Source organism: Isoptericola sp. b408, from assembly GCF_030588085.1.
In the GTDB taxonomy this organism is placed as follows: domain Bacteria; phylum Actinomycetota; class Actinomycetes; order Actinomycetales; family Cellulomonadaceae; genus Isoptericola; species Isoptericola sediminis.
This window is the reverse complement of sequence record NZ_JAUQYQ010000004.1, coordinates 216,298-234,013: the sequence shown is the minus strand read 5'-3', so window position 1 is coordinate 234,013 and position 17,716 is coordinate 216,298. Positions and strand designations below refer to the sequence as shown.

The following is a 17,716-nucleotide window of genomic DNA, read 5'->3' as shown; positions in this document are numbered from 1 at the left end:
CGGATCGTCCGGCACGTACCTGCCGGTGGAGGGACACCATCATGGCTTCGGTCACCTACGACCACGCGACGCGTATCTACCCGGGCACCGAGCGCCCGGCCGTGGACCAGCTCAACCTGCAGGTGGAGGACGGCGAGTTCCTCGTCCTCGTCGGCCCCTCGGGCTGCGGCAAGTCCACCTCGCTGCGCATGCTGGCAGGCCTCGAGGACGTCAACGGCGGGCACATCTACATCGGGGACCGCGACGTCACCGACGTGCAGCCCAAGGACCGCGACATCGCGATGGTCTTCCAGAACTACGCGCTGTACCCGCACATGTCCGTGGCCGACAACATGGGCTTCGCGCTGAAGATCGCCGGCACCCCGAAGGCGGAGATCCGCCAGCGGGTCGAGGAGGCCGCCAAGATCCTCGACCTCACCGAGTACCTGGACCGCAAGCCGAAGGCGCTCTCCGGCGGTCAGCGCCAGCGTGTCGCCATGGGCCGCGCCATCGTGCGTCAGCCCCAGGTGTTCCTCATGGACGAGCCGCTGTCGAACCTCGACGCCAAGCTGCGTGTCCAGACCCGTACGCAGATCGCCTCCCTGCAGCGCCGCCTCGGCGTCACGACCGTCTACGTGACGCACGACCAGACCGAGGCCCTCACCATGGGTGACCGCATCGCCGTGCTCAAGGACGGCCTGCTCCAGCAGGTCGGCACGCCGCGCGAGATGTACGACACCCCGGCGAACACCTTCGTGGCCGGCTTCATCGGCTCGCCCGCGATGAACATCGGCACGTTCGAGGTCCGCGACGGCAAGGCCATCGTCGGGCACGCCGCGGTGCCGCTGGAGCGCCACGTGCTCGACCAGCTCACCGACGCCGACAACGGCCAGGTCGTCGTGGGCTTCCGTCCGGAGTCCCTCGACATCGCGCACGACGACTCGCAGGACGCCTTCCAGGTGAAGGTCAACCTCGTCGAGGAGCTCGGCTCCGACGCCTTCGTCTACGGCGAGCTGCAGGCGGACGGCTCGGCCGGCGACCTGCACTCCGGTTCCTCGGACCAGGTCATCGTCCGCATCGACCCGCGTGAGGTCCCGATGAAGGGTGACACCATCCACGTCACCATCAAGCAGGGCCAGGAGCACGTCTTCTCCCCGTCCACGGGTGCTCGTCTGAGCCACTGAGCATCCCCGACGACGACGGGGCGGATCCGGCCGGGCGCCGGGTCCGCCCCGTCGTCGTCTACGCTGAACCTGCCCCCCATCGCTGTGGGCAGGAAATCTGCAGGTCCGCCGCAGGGTGCCCCTGCAGATCTCATGCCCACAACAGACCTGGAGATGCCGTGGAGCAGCTGAAGATCACCTCGGCGACCCCGAACTCGGCCCTGCTGGACCTGCCCTGGCGCCGCCCCCTCATCGAGTGGCCCGCCGAGGTCCTCGCGGCACTCCCCCGCGGCATCTCGCGGCACGTCGTGCGCTTCGTCCGCCTGGACGGCCGGGTCCTGGCCGTCAAGGAGATCAGCGAGGACGTCGCCTTCCGCGAGTACGGCATGCTGCGCCAGCTGCGCAAGCTCGAGATCCCCGCGGTCCGGCCGATCGGCGTCGTCACCGGACGCACGGCCGAGGACGGGACGCCCCTCGAGGCGGCGCTCGTCACCGAGCACCTGGCGTTCTCCCTGCCCTACCGGTCCGTGTTCAGCCAGTGGCTGCGCGACGAGACGGCGAACCGGCTCATCGACGCGCTCGTCGTCCTCATCGTCCGGCTGCACCTCGCCGGGTTCTTCTGGGGCGACGTCTCGCTGTCCAACACGTTGTTCCGGCGTGACGCCGAGCTCTTCGCCGCCTACCTGGTCGACGCCGAGACCGGTGCCCTGCACCGCGAGCTGACCCGTGGCCAGCGGGAGCACGACCTGGAGATCGCCCGCGTCAACATCATCGGCGAGCTCATGGACCTCGCCGCCGGCGAGCTGCTGGACAGCGAGATCGACGAGGTCGCGTTCGGCAACTCGCTCGTGGACCGCTACCACGAGCTGTGGGAGGCGCTGACCGGTGTGGAGGCGTTCGCCTCCGACGAGCGCTGGCGCGTGGCCGCCCGCATCGAACGGCTCAACGCCCTCGGGTTCGACGTCGGCGAGCTCGACATCACCACCGACATCGACGGCACGACGGTCCGGATCCAGCCCCAGGTGGTCGACGCCGGGCACCACTCGCGCCGTCTGGCCAAGCTCACCGGCCTGGACGTGCAGGACAACCAGGCCCGGCGACTGCTCAACGACCTGGACTCGTACCAGGCCGCGACGGACCGCCAGGAGGACGACTCCCAGCTCGTCGCCCACGACTGGCTGCAGAACGTCTTCCAGCCGACCGTCCGGGCCGTCCCGCGCGAGCTGCGCCGCAAGCTCGAGCCCGCGCAGCTGTACCACGAGGTCCTCGAGCACCGGTGGTACATCTCCGAGCAGGCCGGGCACGACGTGCCGATGCCGGAGGCCGTGCAGTCCTACGTGACGAACGTGCTGCGGTACCGGCCGGACGAGAAGGCGATCCTCGGCATGGCTCCCGAGGAGGAGCCCCAGGGGCCCGAGGCGGACTACTTCCACTACGCCGCGTCCGAGCCGGGCGACGTCGACTGACGCTGCCCGACGATCCGCGCGGCCCGCGAGTCAGAACGCTCCCGCTCGAGTCAGGGCCCCTCTTGCGCGAGTCAGGACTCTCGTGCGCGAGTCAGGATCGCTCGACCGGCACGACCTCACCCTGGGTCGCCGGGCGCGCCCTGACCCGCGGGACCTCGTCCTGACCCGTCGCCTTCCGCCCTGACCCGCGGGACCTCGTCCTGACCCGCCGGGCACCGCCCTGACCCGCGGGCCGGGCGTGAGCGGTCGGCTCAGGAGGCCGAGCGGGCCTGCGCGACCTCGTAAAGCGTGATGCCGGCGGCCACACCCGCGTTCAGCGACTCGACGTCCGAGGAGATCGGGATCGAGGCCACGGCGTCGCAGGTCTCCCGCACGAGTCGCGAGAGGCCCTTGCCCTCGGAGCCGACGACGATCACCAGCGGGTCCGTGGCGAACGCCAGGTCGCGCACCGAGACGTCCCCGCCGGCGTCGAGCCCGACGACGAACAGCCCCGACTTCTTCAGGTCGGTCAGCGTCCGCGACAGGTTGGTCTCCTTGGCGACCGGCACCCGCGCGGCCGCCCCGGCGGAGACCTTCCACGCAGAAGCGGTGACCGACGCCGTGCGCCGCGACGGCACCAGCACGCCGTGGGCGCCGAACGCGCCCGCGGACCGCAGCACCGCCCCGAGGTTGCGCGGGTCGGTGACCGAGTCGAGCGCGACGATGAGCGGCGGCTCCCCCGCCTCGGCGGCCGCGTCCAACAGGTCGTCCACCGACGCGTACTCGTACGGCGGCACCTCCAGGGCGACCCCCTGGTGCACGGACCCCTCGGTGAGCTGGTCCAGCGCCCCGCGCGAGCTCTCCAGCACGCGGGCGCCGTGCATCGAGGCGAGCTCGAGGATCTCCCGGGTGCGGTCGTCGTGGTCGATGCGCTCGGCCAGGTGCACGGCGGTGACCGGCACGTCCGTGCGCAGCGCCTCCAGGACGGCGTTGCGGCCGGCCACGACCTCGGCACCGCCGGTCGCCTTGCGGGTGCCCCGGGCCACGCCCTTGCGTGCCCCGGTGGGCGCCTGCGCGGCCGCCCGCTTCTCGGCGGCGACCTTCTTCTTGTAGGCCGGGTGGTAGGTGCGCTCCTCGGCCTTCGGCGTCGGACCCTTCCCCTGGAGGCCCTTGCGGCGCTGACCGCCGCTGCCGACCTGCGCGCCCTTCTTGGTGCCCGCCTTGCGCTTGGCACCGGGTCGCTGCGAGTTTCCCGCCATCATTCCCCCTTCGCGTCGGACAGCGTCCAGCGGGCGCCGTCCGGAGAGTCCTGCACGACGACGCCGGCCGCGGCCAGGCGGTCCCGGATCGCGTCGCTCGTGGCATAGTCCTTCGCGGCTCGCGCCGCGGCCCGTGCGTCCAGCTCGGCCTGCACGACGGAGTCCAGCGCGTCGGCCACGCGCGTGTCCGCGGCGCTGGCCCACTGCGGGTCGGCCGGGTCGAGCCCCAGCACGTCGAGCATCCCCCGCAGCGCCACGAGCGCCGCCCGCGCACCGTCGTCGTCGGACGACGCGAGCGCGGTGTTCCCGGCCCGGAGCGTCTCGTGCACGACGGCGAGCGCCGCGGGCACGTTGAGGTCGTCGTCCATCGCGGCGACGAACCCGGCGGGCAGCCCGGCCGTGCGGACCTCGTCGCGCGGGACCTCGCCGACACGTTCGGTCGCCCGGTCGACGAACCCGGTGAGCCGGTCCCAGGTGGTCCGGGCCTCGTCGAGGGTGTCCGGGCCCCACTCGAGCATGGACCGGTACTGGACGGAGGCCAGGGCGTAGCGCACGACAGGGGCCGGCACCTGGGCGAGCAGCTCGCTCATGAGCAGCCCGTTCCCGAGCGACTTGCTCATCTTGACGCCCTGCTGGGTGACCCAGGCCGAGTGCATCCAGCGGTCCGCGAACGGGTACCCGGCGGCGCGCGACTGCGCCTGCTCGTTCTCGTGGTGCGGGAACCGCAGGTCGAGGCCACCGCCGTGGATGTCGAACGCGTCGCCCAGGTAGCGCTGCGCCATGGCCGAGCACTCCAGGTGCCAGCCGGGTCGGCCGCGCCCGAACGGCGTGTCCCACGCGGCGGTCTCGGGCTCGCCCGGCCGCGGCGTCTTCCACAGCGCGAAGTCGTGCGGGTCGCGCTTCTCCGAGGTGACGGCGTCGTCCCCGCCCTCGGGGTTGAGGTCCTCGAGGCGCTGCGCGGTGAGCTCGCCGTACTGCGGCCAGGAACGCACGTCGAACCAGACGTTGCCCGGTCCGGTGGAGTAGGCGTGCCCGCGCTCGACGAGGCGCTGCATGAGCGCGACCATCTGCGGCACGTGCCCGGTGGCCCGCGGCTCGTAGGTGGGCGGCAGCACACCGAGCGCGTCGTAGGCGGCGGTGAACGTCCGCTCGTAGGTGGCGGCGTGCGCCCACCACTCGACGCCCGCCGCCTCGGCCTTGGCGAGGATCTTGTCGTCGATGTCGGTGACGTTGCGGATGAGCGTCACGTCGAGCCCGGAGCGGGTCAGCCAGCGGCGCAGCACGTCGAAGGCGACCGCGGGACGCAGGTGACCCACGTGCGGGGCCGACTGGACGGTGGCGCCGCACAGGTAGATGCCGACCTTGCCGGGTGTCCGGGGGACGAGCTCGCGCACGGAGCGCGTGGCGGTGTCGAAGAGCTGCAAGGTCACCGGTCCAGGGTACCGGTCGGGTACGCGACCCTGCGGTCTGCGCGCCCTCAGCCGAACGCCCGGCCCTCGCCCCGGTAGGTGGGCACCTCCTCGACGACCTCGTCCCCGCGCACGAGGTGCACGGTGGCGAAGCGTTCCATCAGCTCACCGGCCTTGGCGTGCCGGAACCAGACCCTGTCCCCGACGCGCAGGTCGCGCCCACCGCGCCGGCGACGCATCGGCGTCTGCACCTCCCCGGCCCCTTCACGTCGCGTCAGCGCCCAGCCGGGGGTGACGAGGCGCGGCAGCCGCGACGGACCGGCCGGCCCGGAGGCGACGTACCCGCCCCCGAACGCGGTGGCCCAGCCCGGCCCGGGCGAGCGGACGACGTCGAGCCCGAAGTACGCCGCCGGCCGGGCCTCGAAGGACCGGTAGCGGTCGAAGGTCGCGGGGACGAACAGCCCCGACCCGGCGGTCACCTCGGTGACACCGGTGCCGGCGGCGGAGGACTCCAGCGAACCCGTGCCGCCGGCGTTGACGAGCTCGACGTCCCGTCCGACGGCGGACCGGACCGCGGCGAGCACGGCGCGGCGGCGACGCTCGACGTCGCGGATGGACAGCCGCTTCACGGTCCGCACCGCCGGGCTCGTGTCGGGCAGGCCCGCGACCTGGGCCTCGTAGAACATCAGGCCGCGCACGTGCAGCCCGTCGACGGCCTCGACGGCGGCGGCGAGGTCGGCCACCTGGGCAGGGGTGCGCAGCGGGGAGCGGCGGGTGCCGAGGTGGGCGCGCCACGGCCCGAGGCCGAGGCGCAGCGAGCTGTCCACGTCCAGGCAGAGCGCACCGTCGGCGCCGTCCGCCGGCGCGGCATCCAGCGCCGCACGCACCCGGTCGACCTGGGCGACGTCGTCGACCATGAGGGTGATCTCCCGGCGCGAGGCCGGGTCGGCGGCCCAGCGCGCGAGGGCGTCGCGGTCGACGGTCGGGTAGCCGACCAGGACGTCGCGGACCCCGGTGCCGACGAGCCACAGCGCCTCGTCGAGGGAGTAGGCCATCACGCCGGTGAACCCGGCCCGCAGAGCCCGTCCGACGAGCGAACGCACGCGCACGGACTTGGTGGCGACGCGCACGGGGGTGCCGGCGGCCCGCCGGAGCAGGTCGGCCGCGTTGGTGTCGAACACGTCCAGGTCGACGACGGCGAGCGGCGCGGGTGACCCGGCGGTCGCCCTGCTCAGCCGGTCGGTCGCGGACATGTCGGCACGCTACACCGCGGCATGGCACCGCAGGCCCGTGACAGAGTGTGCGACGTGAACTTCACCACCTGGGGCCGCACCTACCGGGCCTCCCCGGCGCGGTGGTCGCAGCCGCGGGACGAGGCCGAGCTGCGTGCCGTCGTGGCCCGTGCCGCGGCCGACGGTCTGCGGATCCGTGCGGTGGGGGCCGGCCACTCGTTCACCGACGTCGCCGTGACCGACGGCCTCCTGATCGGCCTGGACCGGCTGAGCGGGCTGGAGTCGCTGCGGCGGCTGCCCGACGGCTCCGCCCTGGTCACCATCGGTGCCGGCACCCGCCTGCACGAGCTCAACCGGCTGCTCGCGACGCGGGGACTGGCGATGCGCAACCTCGGCGACATCGACCGGCAGTCGGTCGCGGGGGCGATCTCCACCGGGACCCACGGCACGGGGGCGCTGCTGGGCGGCCTGGCCACGCAGGTGCGCGCGCTGCGCGTCGTGCTGCCGGACGGCTCCGTGCGGTCGGTGTCGGGCGACGACGCCCCCGGTTCCCCGGACCGCGAGCTGTTCGAGGTCGCCCGCCTCGGGCTGGGCACCGTGGGCGTGCTGTCCGCCGTCACGCTCGAGGTCGCGCCGGCCTACCTGCTGCGCTCGACCGAGCAGGTCCGCCCCTGGGACGCGGTGGTCGAGGGCATCGACGCCCTGTTCGACGGTCACGACCGGTTCGACGCCTACTGGTTCCCCGGCACGGACCGGATGCTCACCTGGAGCCACGACCGCGTCCCGGCGGCCGAGGCGGCCCGCCACCGCGCGTCCCGCCGCGGGGTCCTGGGCGCGGCCCGGACCCTGGGTGACGCCGCCCGGTCCGTCCTGGACGAGGAGGTGCTGGCCAACGGTGTCCTGGGGGGTGTGATGCAGGTGGCGACCGCCGCTCCGCGGACCGTGCCGCGCCTGAACGCGGTGTGCGCCGCCGCGCTCGGGGACCGGACCCACGTGGCGCCGTCCGACCGGGTGATGGTGAGCCGGCGGCGGGTGCGCTTCGCCGAGATGGAGTACGCGCTGCCGAGGGCGGGGCTGGCCGACGTGCTGCGCGAGCTGGAGGGCTGGTTGCGATCGTCCGGCGAGCCGGTGCCGTTCCCGGTCGAGGTGCGCTGCGCGGCGGCCGACGACGTGTGGCTGTCGACGGCACGCCGCCGGGACACCGCCTACGTGGCGGTGCACCAGTACCACCGGATGCCGCGCGAGCGGTACTTCGCCGCGGCGGAGGAGATCTTCGTGGCGGCGGGCGGCCGCCCGCACTGGGGCAAGCTGCACACCCGCACGGCCGCGGACCTGGCGGCACACTACCCGCTGGACGACGTCGCGCGGGTGCGGGCCGCCGTCGACCCGGACGGCGTGCTGCGCAACGACTACACCGACCGGGTGCTCGGCCTCCCCGCCTGACCTCCGCCGCGACCCCTTGTCGTTGTGGGCATGAAATCTGCCGCCGCGACCCCGTCGAAGGCTGCAGATTTCATGCCCACAACGACGGGGCGGGCGGGGAGCCGTCAGCGGGCGGCGACGAGCGCGGTGGCGATCGCGGCGACGCCCTCGCCGCGGCCGGTCAGGCCGAGCCCGTCGGTCGTGGTCGCGCTGACGGAGACGGGCGCGCCGACGGCCTCGGTCAGCGCGGCCTCGGCCTCGGTACGGCGGGGCTCGACCTTGGGCCGGTTGCCGACCACCTGGACGGCGACGTTCCCGATCTCGAACCCGGCGGCCCGGACCCGGCGGGCGGCCTCGGCCAGCAGCACGACGCCGCTCGCCCCGGCCCACTCGGGCTCGCTGGTGCCGAAGTGCGTGCCCAGACCGCCGATGCCGGCCGCGGAGAACAGCGCGTCCGCGGCGGCGTGCGCGGCGACGTCCGCGTCCGAGTGGCCGTCCAGACCCCGCTCGCCGGGCCAGTGCAGCCCGCCGACCCAGAGCTCACGGTCCGAGCCCTCCGGGGCGAAGGCGTGGACGTCCACGCCGATCCCGGTGCGCGGCAGGTTCATCGGCCCTCCAGCAACAGCTCGGCCACGGCCAGGTCGTACGGCGTGGTGATCTTCAGCGCGGCGGAGTCGCCGCGCACCAGGTGCACCGGGACGCCGAGCGCCTCGACCAGCCCGGCGTCGTCGGTCGCGGCCAGGTGCTCGGCGGCGGCCCGGGCCGCCCCCTCGGCGTGCGCACGCTGCAGGAGCTCCCGGTCGAAACCCTGCGGCGTCTGGACCGCCCGCAGCACGGTCCGGTCGAGCGTGTCCACGACCCGCTCCACCGCGGGGCCGGTGTCGTCCCCGGGTGCGGCCGGGGCGCCGCCGTCGGGCGCGACGCGCTTGATCGTGTCCGTCACCGGCAGCCCGGGGACGACGGCGGGGTGTCCGCTGCGCACGGCCGCCACCACGCGGGCGACCAGGGCGGGCGGGGCGAGCGGACGGGCGGCGTCGTGCACGAGGACGACGTCGGTGCTCGCGTCGGCACGGCGGAGCCCGGCGGCGACCGAGGCCTGCCGGGTGGATCCCCCGTCGACGACCTCGACCGGGATCGGGAGCGCGCCGAGCGCGGCGACCATGTCGGCCGCACGACCCGGCGGGGAGGTCACCACCACGGCGTCGACCGCGCCGGAGTCGGCGAGTCCGCGCGCCGCCAGGGCGATCATCGGCACGCCACCGACCGGCACGAACGCCTTGGGGATCTCCCGTCCGAGCCGCGTGCCGGAACCGGCCGCGGTGAGGACAGCGAGGGTCGTCAGGAGGCGAGCACCTCGTCGATGATGGCGCCGGCCTTCTCCTCGTCGACACCCTCCGCGAGGGCGACCTCGGACTCGAGGATCTGGCGCGCCTTGGCCAGCATGCGCTTCTCCCCGGCGCTCAGGCCGCGGTCGGAGTCGCGGCGGGACAGGTCGCGGACGACCTCCCCGACCTTGATGACGTCGCCGGACGCCAGCTTCTCCAGGTTCGCCTTGTACCGGCGCGACCAGTTGGTCGGCTCCTCGGTGTACGGCGCGCGCAGCACGTCGAACACCTTGTCCAGGCCCTCCTGGTCCACCACGTCACGCACCCCGACGAGGTCGACGTTGTCCGCCGGGACCTCGATCGTCAGGTCGCCCTGAGCGACCTTGAGCTTGAGGTACATCTTCTCTTCGCCACGGATCTTCCGGGTCTTGACCTCTTCGATCAGCGCGGCGCCGTGATGAGGGTAGACAACCGTCTCGCCTACTGTGAACGTCATCTTCAGATGTCCCCTTTCCCAGTGACCGAGTCTATCACGGTGGGCACCTGCGCCCGTGGCGCGGGGGGTGCGCGGAGGATCCACAGGACCACTGTTTCCGCAGGTCAGGGCGCTGCCAGCGGGCGGGTGGGTGACCACCCCGCCGCCCCACTAGGATGGTGCGGGGCGCGTCGCGTCCCTCACCCCAGTGACATCCCGTGCGCGGGCCCCGAGCCCGCCGCACCGCTCCAGCAGAAGGAGAGCACGTGGCCCGCTCCGCCCGTACCGCCCGTTCCGCCCTCGCCGCCGGGGTCGCCGTCGGCGCGCTGGCGCTCGGCGCCTGCGCACCCATCACCACCCAGATGGGCTACGCGCCGTCGGACGGGACGCGCGTCGACTTCGAGGACACACAGGTCCGCGGCCTCAACCTGCTGGTCATCGCCACCGAGGAGGGCGGCGACGGCAACCTGCTGGGCGCGCTGGCGAACAACAGCGACGAGGACGTCGAGTTCACCCTGACCGCCAGCGGCGCCGCACCCGTCACGGTGCCGGTGCCCGCGGAGGAGACGGTCTACCTCGGCACCGACGGCGAGGAGACCCTGCTCGGCCCGGTCGACACCATCCCGGGCGGGACCCTCGAGGCCACGCTCGAGGTCGCCGGGCAGAGCGAGACGTTCTACCTGCCGGTCTTCGACGGCACCCTGCCGGAGTACGCCGACTACCTGCCCTGATCCCCCGGCGACGGGCTCCCCGTCGCAGCACGAAGGCCCCTGCGCTCCGGGAGCGCAGGGGCCTTCGTGCGTACCGACGAGGCCGGCACGGCGGGTCGGATCAGCCGAAGCGGCCCGAGACGTAGTCCTCGGTCGCCTTCTCGGCCGGGGAGGAGAAGATCGTCGCGGTGTCGTCCATCTCGATGAGCCGGCCCGGCTTGCCCGTCCCGGCGATGTTGAAGAAGCCGGTCCGGTCGCTCACGCGAGCCGCCTGCTGCATGTTGTGCGTCACGATGACGATCGTGTACTCCTGCTTCAGCTCGCCGATGAGGTCCTCGATGGCGATCGTCGAGATCGGGTCGAGAGCCGAGCAGGGCTCGTCCATCAGCAGCACCTGCGGCTTGATCGCGATCGCCCGGGCGATGCACAGCCGCTGCTGCTGACCGCCCGAGAGTCCGGAGCCCGGCCGGTCCAGGCGGTCCTTGACCTCGTTCCACAGGTTCGCCCCGTGCAGCGAGGACTCGACGAGGTTGTCGGCGTCGGACTTCGAGATGCGCTTGTTGTTGAGCTTCACCCCGGCCAGGACGTTGTCGCGGATGGACATCGTCGGGAACGGGTTCGGCCGCTGGAAGACCATGCCGACGTTCTTGCGGACGGCGACCGGGTCGACGTCCGGGCCGTACAGGTCCACGCCCTCCATCTCGACGGTGCCCTCCACGCGGGCCCCGGGGACCACCTCGTGCATCCGGTTGAGCGTCCGCAGGAACGTCGACTTCCCGCAGCCGGACGGCCCGATGAGGGCGGTGACCGACTTGGGCTCGATCGTCATGTTGACGTCTTCGACGGCGCGGAAGTCGCCGTAGTAGATGTTCAGGTCCTTGGTGTCGATGCGCTGTGCCATCGTGAGCTTCCTTCGTGAGTGTGGCTGATCGTCGGCTGCGCGTCAGCCCAGCTTCGGGGCGAACCAGCGAGTGATCAGGCGGCCGATGAGGTTGAGTGCCAGGACCATGGCGATCAGCACGAGTGCCGCGCCCCAGGCGTTCTGGGAGGCGATGTCCGAGACGCACGTCGCCGTGTCCCCACCGGGGCACGGGGCGTTGCCCTGCGAGTACTGCCGGTAGGCGAACACCGGCAAGGTCATCATGCGCCCGTCGAACGCGTTGGCGTTGATCGAGTCGGTGACGCCGACGGTCACGAGCAGCGGCGCCGTCTCGCCGATGACCCGGGCGATCGCGAGCAGCACGCCGGTGGTCAGCCCGGCGACGGAGGTGCGCAGCACGACCTTGACGATCGTCAGCCACTTCGGGACGCCGAGCGCGTACGAGGCCTCCCGCAGCTCGTTCGGCACGAGCTTGAGCATCTCCTCGCAGGAGCGCACCACGACCGGGATCATCAGCACCGACAGGGCCACGGCCCCCATGACGCCGATGCGGACGGCCGGGCCGAAGATCAGCGCGAAGAGCGAGAACGCGAACAGGCCGGCCACGATCGAGGGGATGCCCGTCATGACGTCGACGAAGAAGGTGACCGAGCGGGCCAGCCAGCCCTTGCCGTACTCGACCAGGTAGATCGCGGTCAGGATGCCGATCGGCACCGAGATCACGGTCGCCAGGGCCGTGATCACGACCGTGCCGAGGATCGCGTGGTAGATCCCGCCGCGCGGGTCCCCGCCGAAGATGTTGCGCATCGACTGGAACAGGAAGTCGAGGCTGATCCGGTCGGCGCCCTGGGCCACGACGGTGAAGATCAGCCAGCCCAGCGGGATCATCGCCAGGCCGAAGGCGGTGTAGATCAGGACCTGCATGACGCGGTCGGTCCGGCGACGACCGGGGTCCACCGTGGAGAGCAGTCGGGCGGTCTCCGAGCTGCCTCGTCCGGGGTTCTGCGTGGTGACGCTCATCAGTTGGCTCCCGAGAAGTCCTTGCGGCGCGCCACGACCCAGCGCGCCGTCATGTTCACGGCCAGCGTGATCACGAACAGGGCGAGTCCCGCGGCGATCAGCGTGTTGACACCGAGACCGGTCGACTCCGGGAAGTCGGCGGCGATGTAGGCCGCGATGGTCTGGTGCTGGCCGGCGGCCAGGATGTCGAGGGTGTACGTGAACCCGGGCGAGAGGATCATCAGCACGGCCATCGTCTCCCCGAGCGCCCGGCCCAGGCCCAGCATCGACGCGGAGATGACGCCCGAGCGGCCGAAAGGCAGCACCGCGGTCCGGATGACCTCCCACCGGGTCGCCCCGAGCGCGAGCGCCGCCTCCTCGTGCAGCTTCGGGGTCTGCAGGAAGACCTCCCGCGACACCGCCGTGATGATCGGCAGGATCATGATCGCCAGGACGACCCCGACCGTGGCCATCGAACGGCCCGTCGGCGAGACCTGGCCGCCCCACAGGGGGAACCAGCCGAGGTTCTCGTTGAGCCACGTCCAGAACGGCGTGAGCACCGGGGCCAGCACGAAGAAGCCCCAGAGGCCGTAGATGACCGAGGGGATCGCAGCCAGGAGGTCGACCAGGGCTCCGAGGACCTGGGACAGCCGGCGCGGCGCGTAGTGCGAGATGAACAGCGCGATCCCCATCGCGACGGGCACCGCCAGCACCAGGGCCAGCACGGCGGCGAGGACCGTGCCGAACACGAGCGGTCCGAGGTACGCCAGCAGGGAGGTGTCCTCCGGGTAGCGCGGGACCCCCGCGGCGAGCTCCTCGGGGCTCGCGGTGATCGCGGGCCAGGCCTCGGAGATCAGGAAGAGCGCGACCGCCGCGAGGACCGCCAGGATCGTGGCGCCGGCTCCGACGGCGATCCATCGGAAGACGCGGTTGAAGCCCCGGTCGGTGTTGCCGCTGCGGCGGCGCCGGGAGCTCTTGGCCGGTGGACTGACTGTGGTCGTCACAGGGACCCCTCGTTGGTGCTTGGGCACTGGTCTCGTCACGTGCTCGGGTGCCGGACGGCCGGAACGGCGGCCGGGCGGGACGCTGCGAGCGTCCGACCCGGCCGCCGGCGGCCGTTCAGGCGATGAACCTGGTCAGCCCGCGGAGATCGACTCGATGCCCGGCATGATGGCCTGGCGGATCGTGTCGGACAGCGGGGCGGACCCGGCGGCGTCCGAGGCGGCCTGCTGGCCCTCCTCGCTGGCGACGTAGCCGAGGAAGCCCTTGACCAGCTCGGCGGTCTCCTCGTCATCGTAGGTCGTGCAGGCGAGGCTGTACGACACCAGGACGATCGGGTAGGTGCCCGCGATGTCGCGGTCGAGGTCGATCGTGTAGACGTACTCGCTGGTGCCCTCGGTCCGCGGCGACTGAGCCACGACCTCCGCGGCGGCCTCGGCCGAGTACTCGACGAAGTCACCACCGACACCGACCGCGACGGTGCCGAGGTCGCCGACCTGGGAGGCGTCGGCGTAGGTGATGGTGCCCTCGCCGGCCTGGGCGGCGCCCACGACGCCCGAGGTGCCCTGCGCCGACTCCTGGCCGTCGACCGGCCACACGCCGGAGGGCTCGGCCGTCCAGATGTCGGGGGCCACCGTGTAGAGGTACTCCTCGAAGTTCTCCGTGGTGCCCGACTCGTCGGAGCGGTGCACGACGGTGATCGGCGTGCTGGGCAGGTCGGCGTCCGGGTTGTCCGCGGCGATCGCCTCGTCGTCCCAGGAGGTGATCTCACCGAGGAAGATGTTCGCGATCGTCTCCGGGCCCATGTTGAGCGAGTCGACGCCCTCGAGGTTGAAGGCCACCGCGACCGGGCTGACGTAGCCGGGGAACTCGATGACGCCACCCTCACCGCACTGCGCCTCGGCGGCGGCGAGCTCCTCGTCGTCCAGCGCGGCGTCCGAGCCGGCGAACTTGTAGGAGCCGTCGCCGAAACCGGTGCGGCCGCCGCCGGAACCGACGGGGTCGTAGTTCACCGTCGCGTCAGGGTTCGCCTGCTGGAACCCGGCGCGCCAGGCGTTCATGGCGGCCTCCTGCGACGAGGCGCCGCCGCCGGAGAGCGTGCCGGACAGGCCGCCCTCCATGTCGCCGGAGTCTTCCGTCGTCTCGGTGCTCTCGTCGCCGGCGGAGCCCGCGGGCTCGGGGTCCGAGCCGCAGGCCGCGAGGCTGAGAGCCAGCGCGCCGACGGCGACGGCAGATCCGGCACGGGTGAATCGGCTGAGGTTCACGAGTCGTTCCATCCTGTTCACACGGTGGTGGCACCGGCGGCCGCCGGCGTTCGTTGGGAACGTTAGGCAGGCGAGGTGGCTCGCCGGCCAGGAGCAGATGAACGAACGATGAACAGCCGTCGGACCCTGGGACACCGGGCGTCCGGGGCTCCGCCTCAGCCCTCGGGCTCGAGGGTCGGGCGGCGGCTGCACTCGCGAGCTCGCTCCGCCTCAGCCCTCGGGCTCGAGGGTCGGGCGGCGGCTGCACTCGCGAGCTCGCTCCGCCTCAGCCCTCGGCGTCGGCGAACTTGTAGCCGAGACCGCGCACCGTGAGGAGCAGGGACGGCGCGCTCGGGTCGATCTCGATCTTGGACCGGATGCGCTTGACGTGGACGTCGAGGGTCTTGGTGTCGCCCACGTAGTCGGCGCCCCAGACACGATCGATGAGCTGGCCGCGGGTCAGCACCCGGCCGGCGTTGCGCAGCAGCAGCTCCAGCAGGTCGAACTCCTTGAGCGGCAGGGAGACCGCCTCGCCGCGCACCGCCACCGTGTGCCGTTCCACGTCCATGCGCACCGGACCCATCTCGAGCACGGACTCCCCGTCGTCGTCGGGCGTGGCGCCGGCGTCGCCCCCCGGGCCGCGCCGCCGCATCACCGCCCGCATGCGCGCGAGGAGCTCGCGGAACGAGTACGGCTTCGTGACGTAGTCGTCGGCCCCGAGCTCGAGCCCCACGACCTTGTCGATCTCGGAGTCCTTCGCCGTGAGCATGATGATCGGCACGTCGCCGCGCTGCCGGAGCTCACGGCAGACCTCGGTGCCGCTGAGGCCCGGCAGCATGAGGTCGAGCAGCACCAGGTCGGCCCCGCCGTCGTCGAACCTCTCGAGCGCGTCGTTGCCGTCAGCCGTCGCGACCACGTCGTAGCCCTCGCGGGTCAGCTGGTACGTCAGCGGGTCGCGGTACGACTCCTCGTCCTCGACCACCAGGATGCGCATCACGCGCTTACCTCCTCGTTCCTCGGGCCGTCTCCGGCACCGTGCCGATGGGGTCCGCCCGCGGAGCTGCCCGGGGCGGTCGACGGGCCGCTGTCGGACCCGTCCGTGCTGCCGCCGGACGCCCCGCCGTCGGGCGGGGCTCCGGCCGGACCGTCGTCGGACGGCCCGCCGTCCGGTGTGGCGGCCGACGCGTCCAGCGCACCCGCCGCGAGGTCCGCGGCCGGGATGCGCAAGGTGAAGGTGGAGCCCTTGCCCGGCTCCGACCAGACCCGCACGTCACCGCCGTGGTCGGCGGCCACGTGCTTGACGATGCTCAGTCCGAGTCCCGTCCCGCCGGTGTCCCGGGACCTGGCCGGGTCCACGCGGTAGAAGCGCTCGAAGACGCGCTGCTGCTCCTCGGTGGAGATCCCGACGCCCTGGTCGACGACGTCGATCTCCACCAGGCCGTCGCGCTCGTGCACGCCGACCCCCACGCGGGTGTTCTCCCCGGAGTAGGAGACCGCGTTGTCCAGCAGGTTGCGGACCGCGGTGACCAGCAGGTTGCGGTCGCCGAACACGATGCTCTCCGACGTCCCGCCCACGGTGATCGCGATGTTCTTGCCCTGCGCCTTCGTCCGGGCGCGGTCGACGGCCTCGTCGACGACGTCGACCACCGAGACGGGTTCGATCTGCTGCAGGGCACCCGCCACCTGCAGCCGGGAGAGCTCGATGATCTCGTGCACCAGCTCGGACAGCCGGTGCGCCTCGGACTGCATCCGCTCGGTGAACCGCCGGACGGCCTCGGGGTCGTCGGCAGCGTCCTGGACGGTCTCGGCCAGCAGCGCGAGCGCACCGACCGGCGTCTTGAGCTCGTGCGACACGTTGACGACGAAGTCGCGCCGGATCGCCTCGACCCGGCGGGCCTCCGTGCGGTCCTCGGCCAGCACGAGGATGTTGTCCATCCCGAGCGGCGCGGCCCGCACCTGCAGCAGCACGGTGCCGGAGCCGATGGGACCGCGCGGCAGCTCCAGCTCACGCTCACGGATCACGCCGTCGCGCCGCACCTCGTGGACCAGCTCGACGACGGTCTCGTGGGCGAGGGCGTCGTTGCGCACCACGCCGAGCGCGTACGCCGGCGGGGAGGCCCGGACGACGTCGTCGTCGTCGTCGATCACGACCGCGGCGGAGCGCAGCACCGACAGCACGCGGACCAGGCCCTCGTCGAGCGCACCGGGTTCCGACTCGGCCTCCCGCTGCTGCGCACGGTCGGAGAGGCGGAAGGCGAGGGCAGCGACGAGCCCGACGACGACGCCGAGACCACCGGCGATGACCGCCGTGACACCCTGGATGATTCCTTCCACAAGTGCCAGCCTAGGTCTCGGAGGGGTCGTTGCCGTGCCACGGCAGCAATTGCTCCCTGACGCGTCGCCCACTGTTCACCTGGAGCCCGCGTCACGTTCACTTCGCCGTCCGAGGCACCTGTGAGGGTTGATCAGCACCGATCTTCGAGAGGACACCCATGCGAGAGATCTTCGATGCCGAGCTGAAGCACATCGGCGACGGTCTGGTCGAGATGAGCCGACTGGTCGAGTCGGCGATCACGCGAGCCGGTACGGCGCTGCTCGACGGCGAGCACCAGCTCGCCCAGGACGTGATCGCCTCCGACCACGAGATCGACCGGCTGGAGCGGGAGCTGGACGAGCGGTGCGTCCACGTGCTCGCCCAGCAGGCTCCGGTCGCCACCGACCTGCGCGTGGTCATCACCGCGCTGCGCATCAGCTCCACGCTGGAGCGGATGGGTGACCTCGCCCGGCACGTCGCCGAGGTCGCCCGCGGACGCTACCCCGCGCTGGCCGTGCCGGACGCCGCCCGCGAGACGTTCGTCGCGATCAACGAGGCCGCCGGACTCGTGGCGCGGCGCACCTCCGAGCTGCTCTCCACGCGGGACGTCGCGCTCGCCGCGGAGATCGAGGCCGGCGACGACGTCATCGACCGGCTGCACCAGGACACGTTCGCCGCGACGCTGTCGCCGGACTGGACCGGCACCGCGCAGGAGACGATCGACGTCACCCTGCTGGCCCGCTACTACGAGCGGTTCGGCGACCACGGGGTGTCGGTGGCGCGTCGCATCACCTACCTGGTGACGGGCGACTTCGAGGCCGAGATCCACGCGCCCGCCGACGTCTGACACGTCGCCGCACC

At 72.5% G+C, this 17,716-nt stretch carries 17 protein-coding genes; 5 read left to right on the top strand and 12 right to left on the bottom strand.

All coding sequences use genetic code 11. The features are described from left to right. The first annotated feature begins 41 nt into the window (after positions 1-41). Entirely contained in the window at positions 42-1,163 is a 1,122-nt protein-coding gene (locus tag Q6347_RS12625) for an ABC transporter ATP-binding protein (RefSeq protein WP_171247031.1), read from the top strand. Positions 1,164-1,321: 158 nt separating this feature from the next. Next, positions 1,322-2,608 carry a DUF4032 domain-containing protein gene (locus Q6347_RS12620; RefSeq protein WP_304603126.1) on the top strand — a complete coding sequence of 429 codons (1,287 nt, stop codon included), beginning with the start codon at positions 1,322-1,324 and terminating at the stop codon, positions 2,606-2,608. A gap of 251 nt (positions 2,609-2,859) precedes the next feature. Here Q6347_RS12620 and rlmB read toward each other — a convergent pair whose 3' ends face one another. From rlmB to Q6347_RS12605, 3 genes are read right to left on the bottom strand one after another with little or no spacing between them, the layout of a single operon-like run. Then, positions 2,860-3,846, bottom strand: coding sequence for a 23S rRNA (guanosine(2251)-2'-O)-methyltransferase RlmB (rlmB, locus tag Q6347_RS12615; protein WP_171247029.1), 987 nt, complete (start codon positions 3,844-3,846; stop codon positions 2,860-2,862). After that, on the bottom strand, positions 3,846-5,276 hold the full coding sequence (cysS, locus tag Q6347_RS12610; RefSeq protein ID WP_304607523.1) for a cysteine--tRNA ligase: 1,431 nt from the start codon (positions 5,274-5,276) through the stop codon (positions 3,846-3,848). Before cysS ends, rlmB begins: the two co-directional genes overlap by 1 nt. Positions 5,277-5,323: 47 nt before the next feature. Further along, positions 5,324-6,508: an alanine racemase gene (locus tag Q6347_RS12605; RefSeq protein ID WP_304607522.1), complete on the bottom strand. Its 1,185-nt coding sequence runs from the start codon at positions 6,506-6,508 to the stop codon at positions 5,324-5,326. A gap of 54 nt (positions 6,509-6,562) precedes the next feature. Between Q6347_RS12605 and Q6347_RS12600 the strand changes: the two genes are divergently transcribed. Continuing rightward, entirely contained in the window at positions 6,563-7,930 is a 1,368-nt protein-coding gene (locus Q6347_RS12600) for a D-arabinono-1,4-lactone oxidase (protein ID WP_304607521.1), read from the top strand. 104 nt (positions 7,931-8,034) lie between these two features. On the opposite strand, the gene ispF is transcribed toward Q6347_RS12600, so the two are convergent. The 3 genes from ispF to Q6347_RS12585 are packed head-to-tail and all read right to left on the bottom strand — an operon-like array spanning position 8,035 to position 9,730. Continuing rightward, complete coding sequence (gene ispF, locus Q6347_RS12595) at positions 8,035-8,517, bottom strand: 2-C-methyl-D-erythritol 2,4-cyclodiphosphate synthase (RefSeq protein WP_171247025.1); 483 nt, start codon at positions 8,515-8,517, stop codon at positions 8,035-8,037. Then, positions 8,514-9,251 carry a 2-C-methyl-D-erythritol 4-phosphate cytidylyltransferase gene (ispD, locus tag Q6347_RS12590; RefSeq protein ID WP_304603773.1) on the bottom strand — a complete coding sequence of 246 codons (738 nt, stop codon included), beginning with the start codon at positions 9,249-9,251 and terminating at the stop codon, positions 8,514-8,516. The genes ispF and ispD overlap by 4 nt, the downstream gene beginning before the upstream one ends. Then, positions 9,248-9,730, bottom strand: a complete 483-nt coding sequence (locus Q6347_RS12585; protein ID WP_171247024.1) for a CarD family transcriptional regulator — start codon at positions 9,728-9,730, stop codon at positions 9,248-9,250. Before Q6347_RS12585 ends, ispD begins: the two co-directional genes overlap by 4 nt. Positions 9,731-9,975: 245 nt before the next feature. Between Q6347_RS12585 and Q6347_RS12580 the strand changes: the two genes are divergently transcribed. Then, a complete protein-coding gene (locus Q6347_RS12580) occupies positions 9,976-10,440 on the top strand; it encodes a hypothetical protein (protein ID WP_304603122.1) in 465 nt (154 codons plus the stop codon). A gap of 100 nt (positions 10,441-10,540) precedes the next feature. Here Q6347_RS12580 and pstB read toward each other — a convergent pair whose 3' ends face one another. From pstB to Q6347_RS12550, 6 genes are all read right to left on the bottom strand, one after another. Further along, on the bottom strand, positions 10,541-11,320 hold the full coding sequence (gene pstB / locus Q6347_RS12575; protein WP_304607520.1) for a phosphate ABC transporter ATP-binding protein PstB: 780 nt from the start codon (positions 11,318-11,320) through the stop codon (positions 10,541-10,543). Positions 11,321-11,362: 42 nt separating this feature from the next. Then, positions 11,363-12,319: a phosphate ABC transporter permease PstA gene (gene pstA, locus Q6347_RS12570; protein WP_304603121.1), complete on the bottom strand. Its 957-nt coding sequence runs from the start codon at positions 12,317-12,319 to the stop codon at positions 11,363-11,365. Further along, positions 12,319-13,302: a phosphate ABC transporter permease subunit PstC gene (gene pstC / locus Q6347_RS12565; protein WP_171247020.1), complete on the bottom strand. Its 984-nt coding sequence runs from the start codon at positions 13,300-13,302 to the stop codon at positions 12,319-12,321. The genes pstA and pstC overlap by 1 nt, the downstream gene beginning before the upstream one ends. Before the next feature lie 132 nt (positions 13,303-13,434). Then, positions 13,435-14,562, bottom strand: coding sequence for a phosphate ABC transporter substrate-binding protein PstS (gene pstS / locus Q6347_RS12560; protein WP_369810853.1), 1,128 nt, complete (start codon positions 14,560-14,562; stop codon positions 13,435-13,437). A 265-nt stretch (positions 14,563-14,827) separates the two neighbouring features. Continuing rightward, the gene (locus Q6347_RS12555) at positions 14,828-15,538 is read right to left on the bottom strand and encodes a response regulator transcription factor (RefSeq protein WP_304607519.1); all 711 of its coding nucleotides are present in this window, start codon (positions 15,536-15,538) and stop codon (positions 14,828-14,830) included. After that, positions 15,535-16,875: a cell wall metabolism sensor histidine kinase WalK gene (locus Q6347_RS12550; RefSeq protein ID WP_304607518.1), complete on the bottom strand. Its 1,341-nt coding sequence runs from the start codon at positions 16,873-16,875 to the stop codon at positions 15,535-15,537. Before Q6347_RS12550 ends, Q6347_RS12555 begins: the two co-directional genes overlap by 4 nt. 158 nt (positions 16,876-17,033) lie before the next feature. Here Q6347_RS12550 and phoU point away from each other — a divergent pair, with 158 nt between their 5' ends. Further along, the gene (gene phoU, locus Q6347_RS12545) at positions 17,034-17,702 is read left to right on the top strand and encodes a phosphate signaling complex protein PhoU (RefSeq protein WP_304603118.1); all 669 of its coding nucleotides are present in this window, start codon (positions 17,034-17,036) and stop codon (positions 17,700-17,702) included. Positions 17,703-17,716: the final 14 nt, after the last annotated feature.

Excerpts from the sequence above, each read along its gene's own strand:
- Q6347_RS12625 (WP_171247031.1), top strand. The coding sequence starts at position 42 with ATGGCTTCGGTCACCTACGACCACGCGACGCGTATCTACCCGGGCACC.
- pstB (WP_304607520.1), bottom strand. The coding sequence starts at position 11,320 with ATGGCACAGCGCATCGACACCAAGGACCTGAACATCTACTACGGCGAC.
- Q6347_RS12605 (WP_304607522.1), bottom strand. The coding sequence starts at position 6,508 with ATGTCCGCGACCGACCGGCTGAGCAGGGCGACCGCCGGGTCACCCGCG.
- pstA (WP_304603121.1), bottom strand. The coding sequence starts at position 12,319 with ATGAGCGTCACCACGCAGAACCCCGGACGAGGCAGCTCGGAGACCGCC.
- phoU (WP_304603118.1), top strand. The coding sequence starts at position 17,034 with ATGCGAGAGATCTTCGATGCCGAGCTGAAGCACATCGGCGACGGTCTG.
- rlmB (WP_171247029.1), bottom strand. The coding sequence starts at position 3,846 with ATGGCGGGAAACTCGCAGCGACCCGGTGCCAAGCGCAAGGCGGGCACC.
- ispF (WP_171247025.1), bottom strand. The coding sequence starts at position 8,517 with ATGAACCTGCCGCGCACCGGGATCGGCGTGGACGTCCACGCCTTCGCC.
- Q6347_RS12585 (WP_171247024.1), bottom strand. The coding sequence starts at position 9,730 with ATGACGTTCACAGTAGGCGAGACGGTTGTCTACCCTCATCACGGCGCC.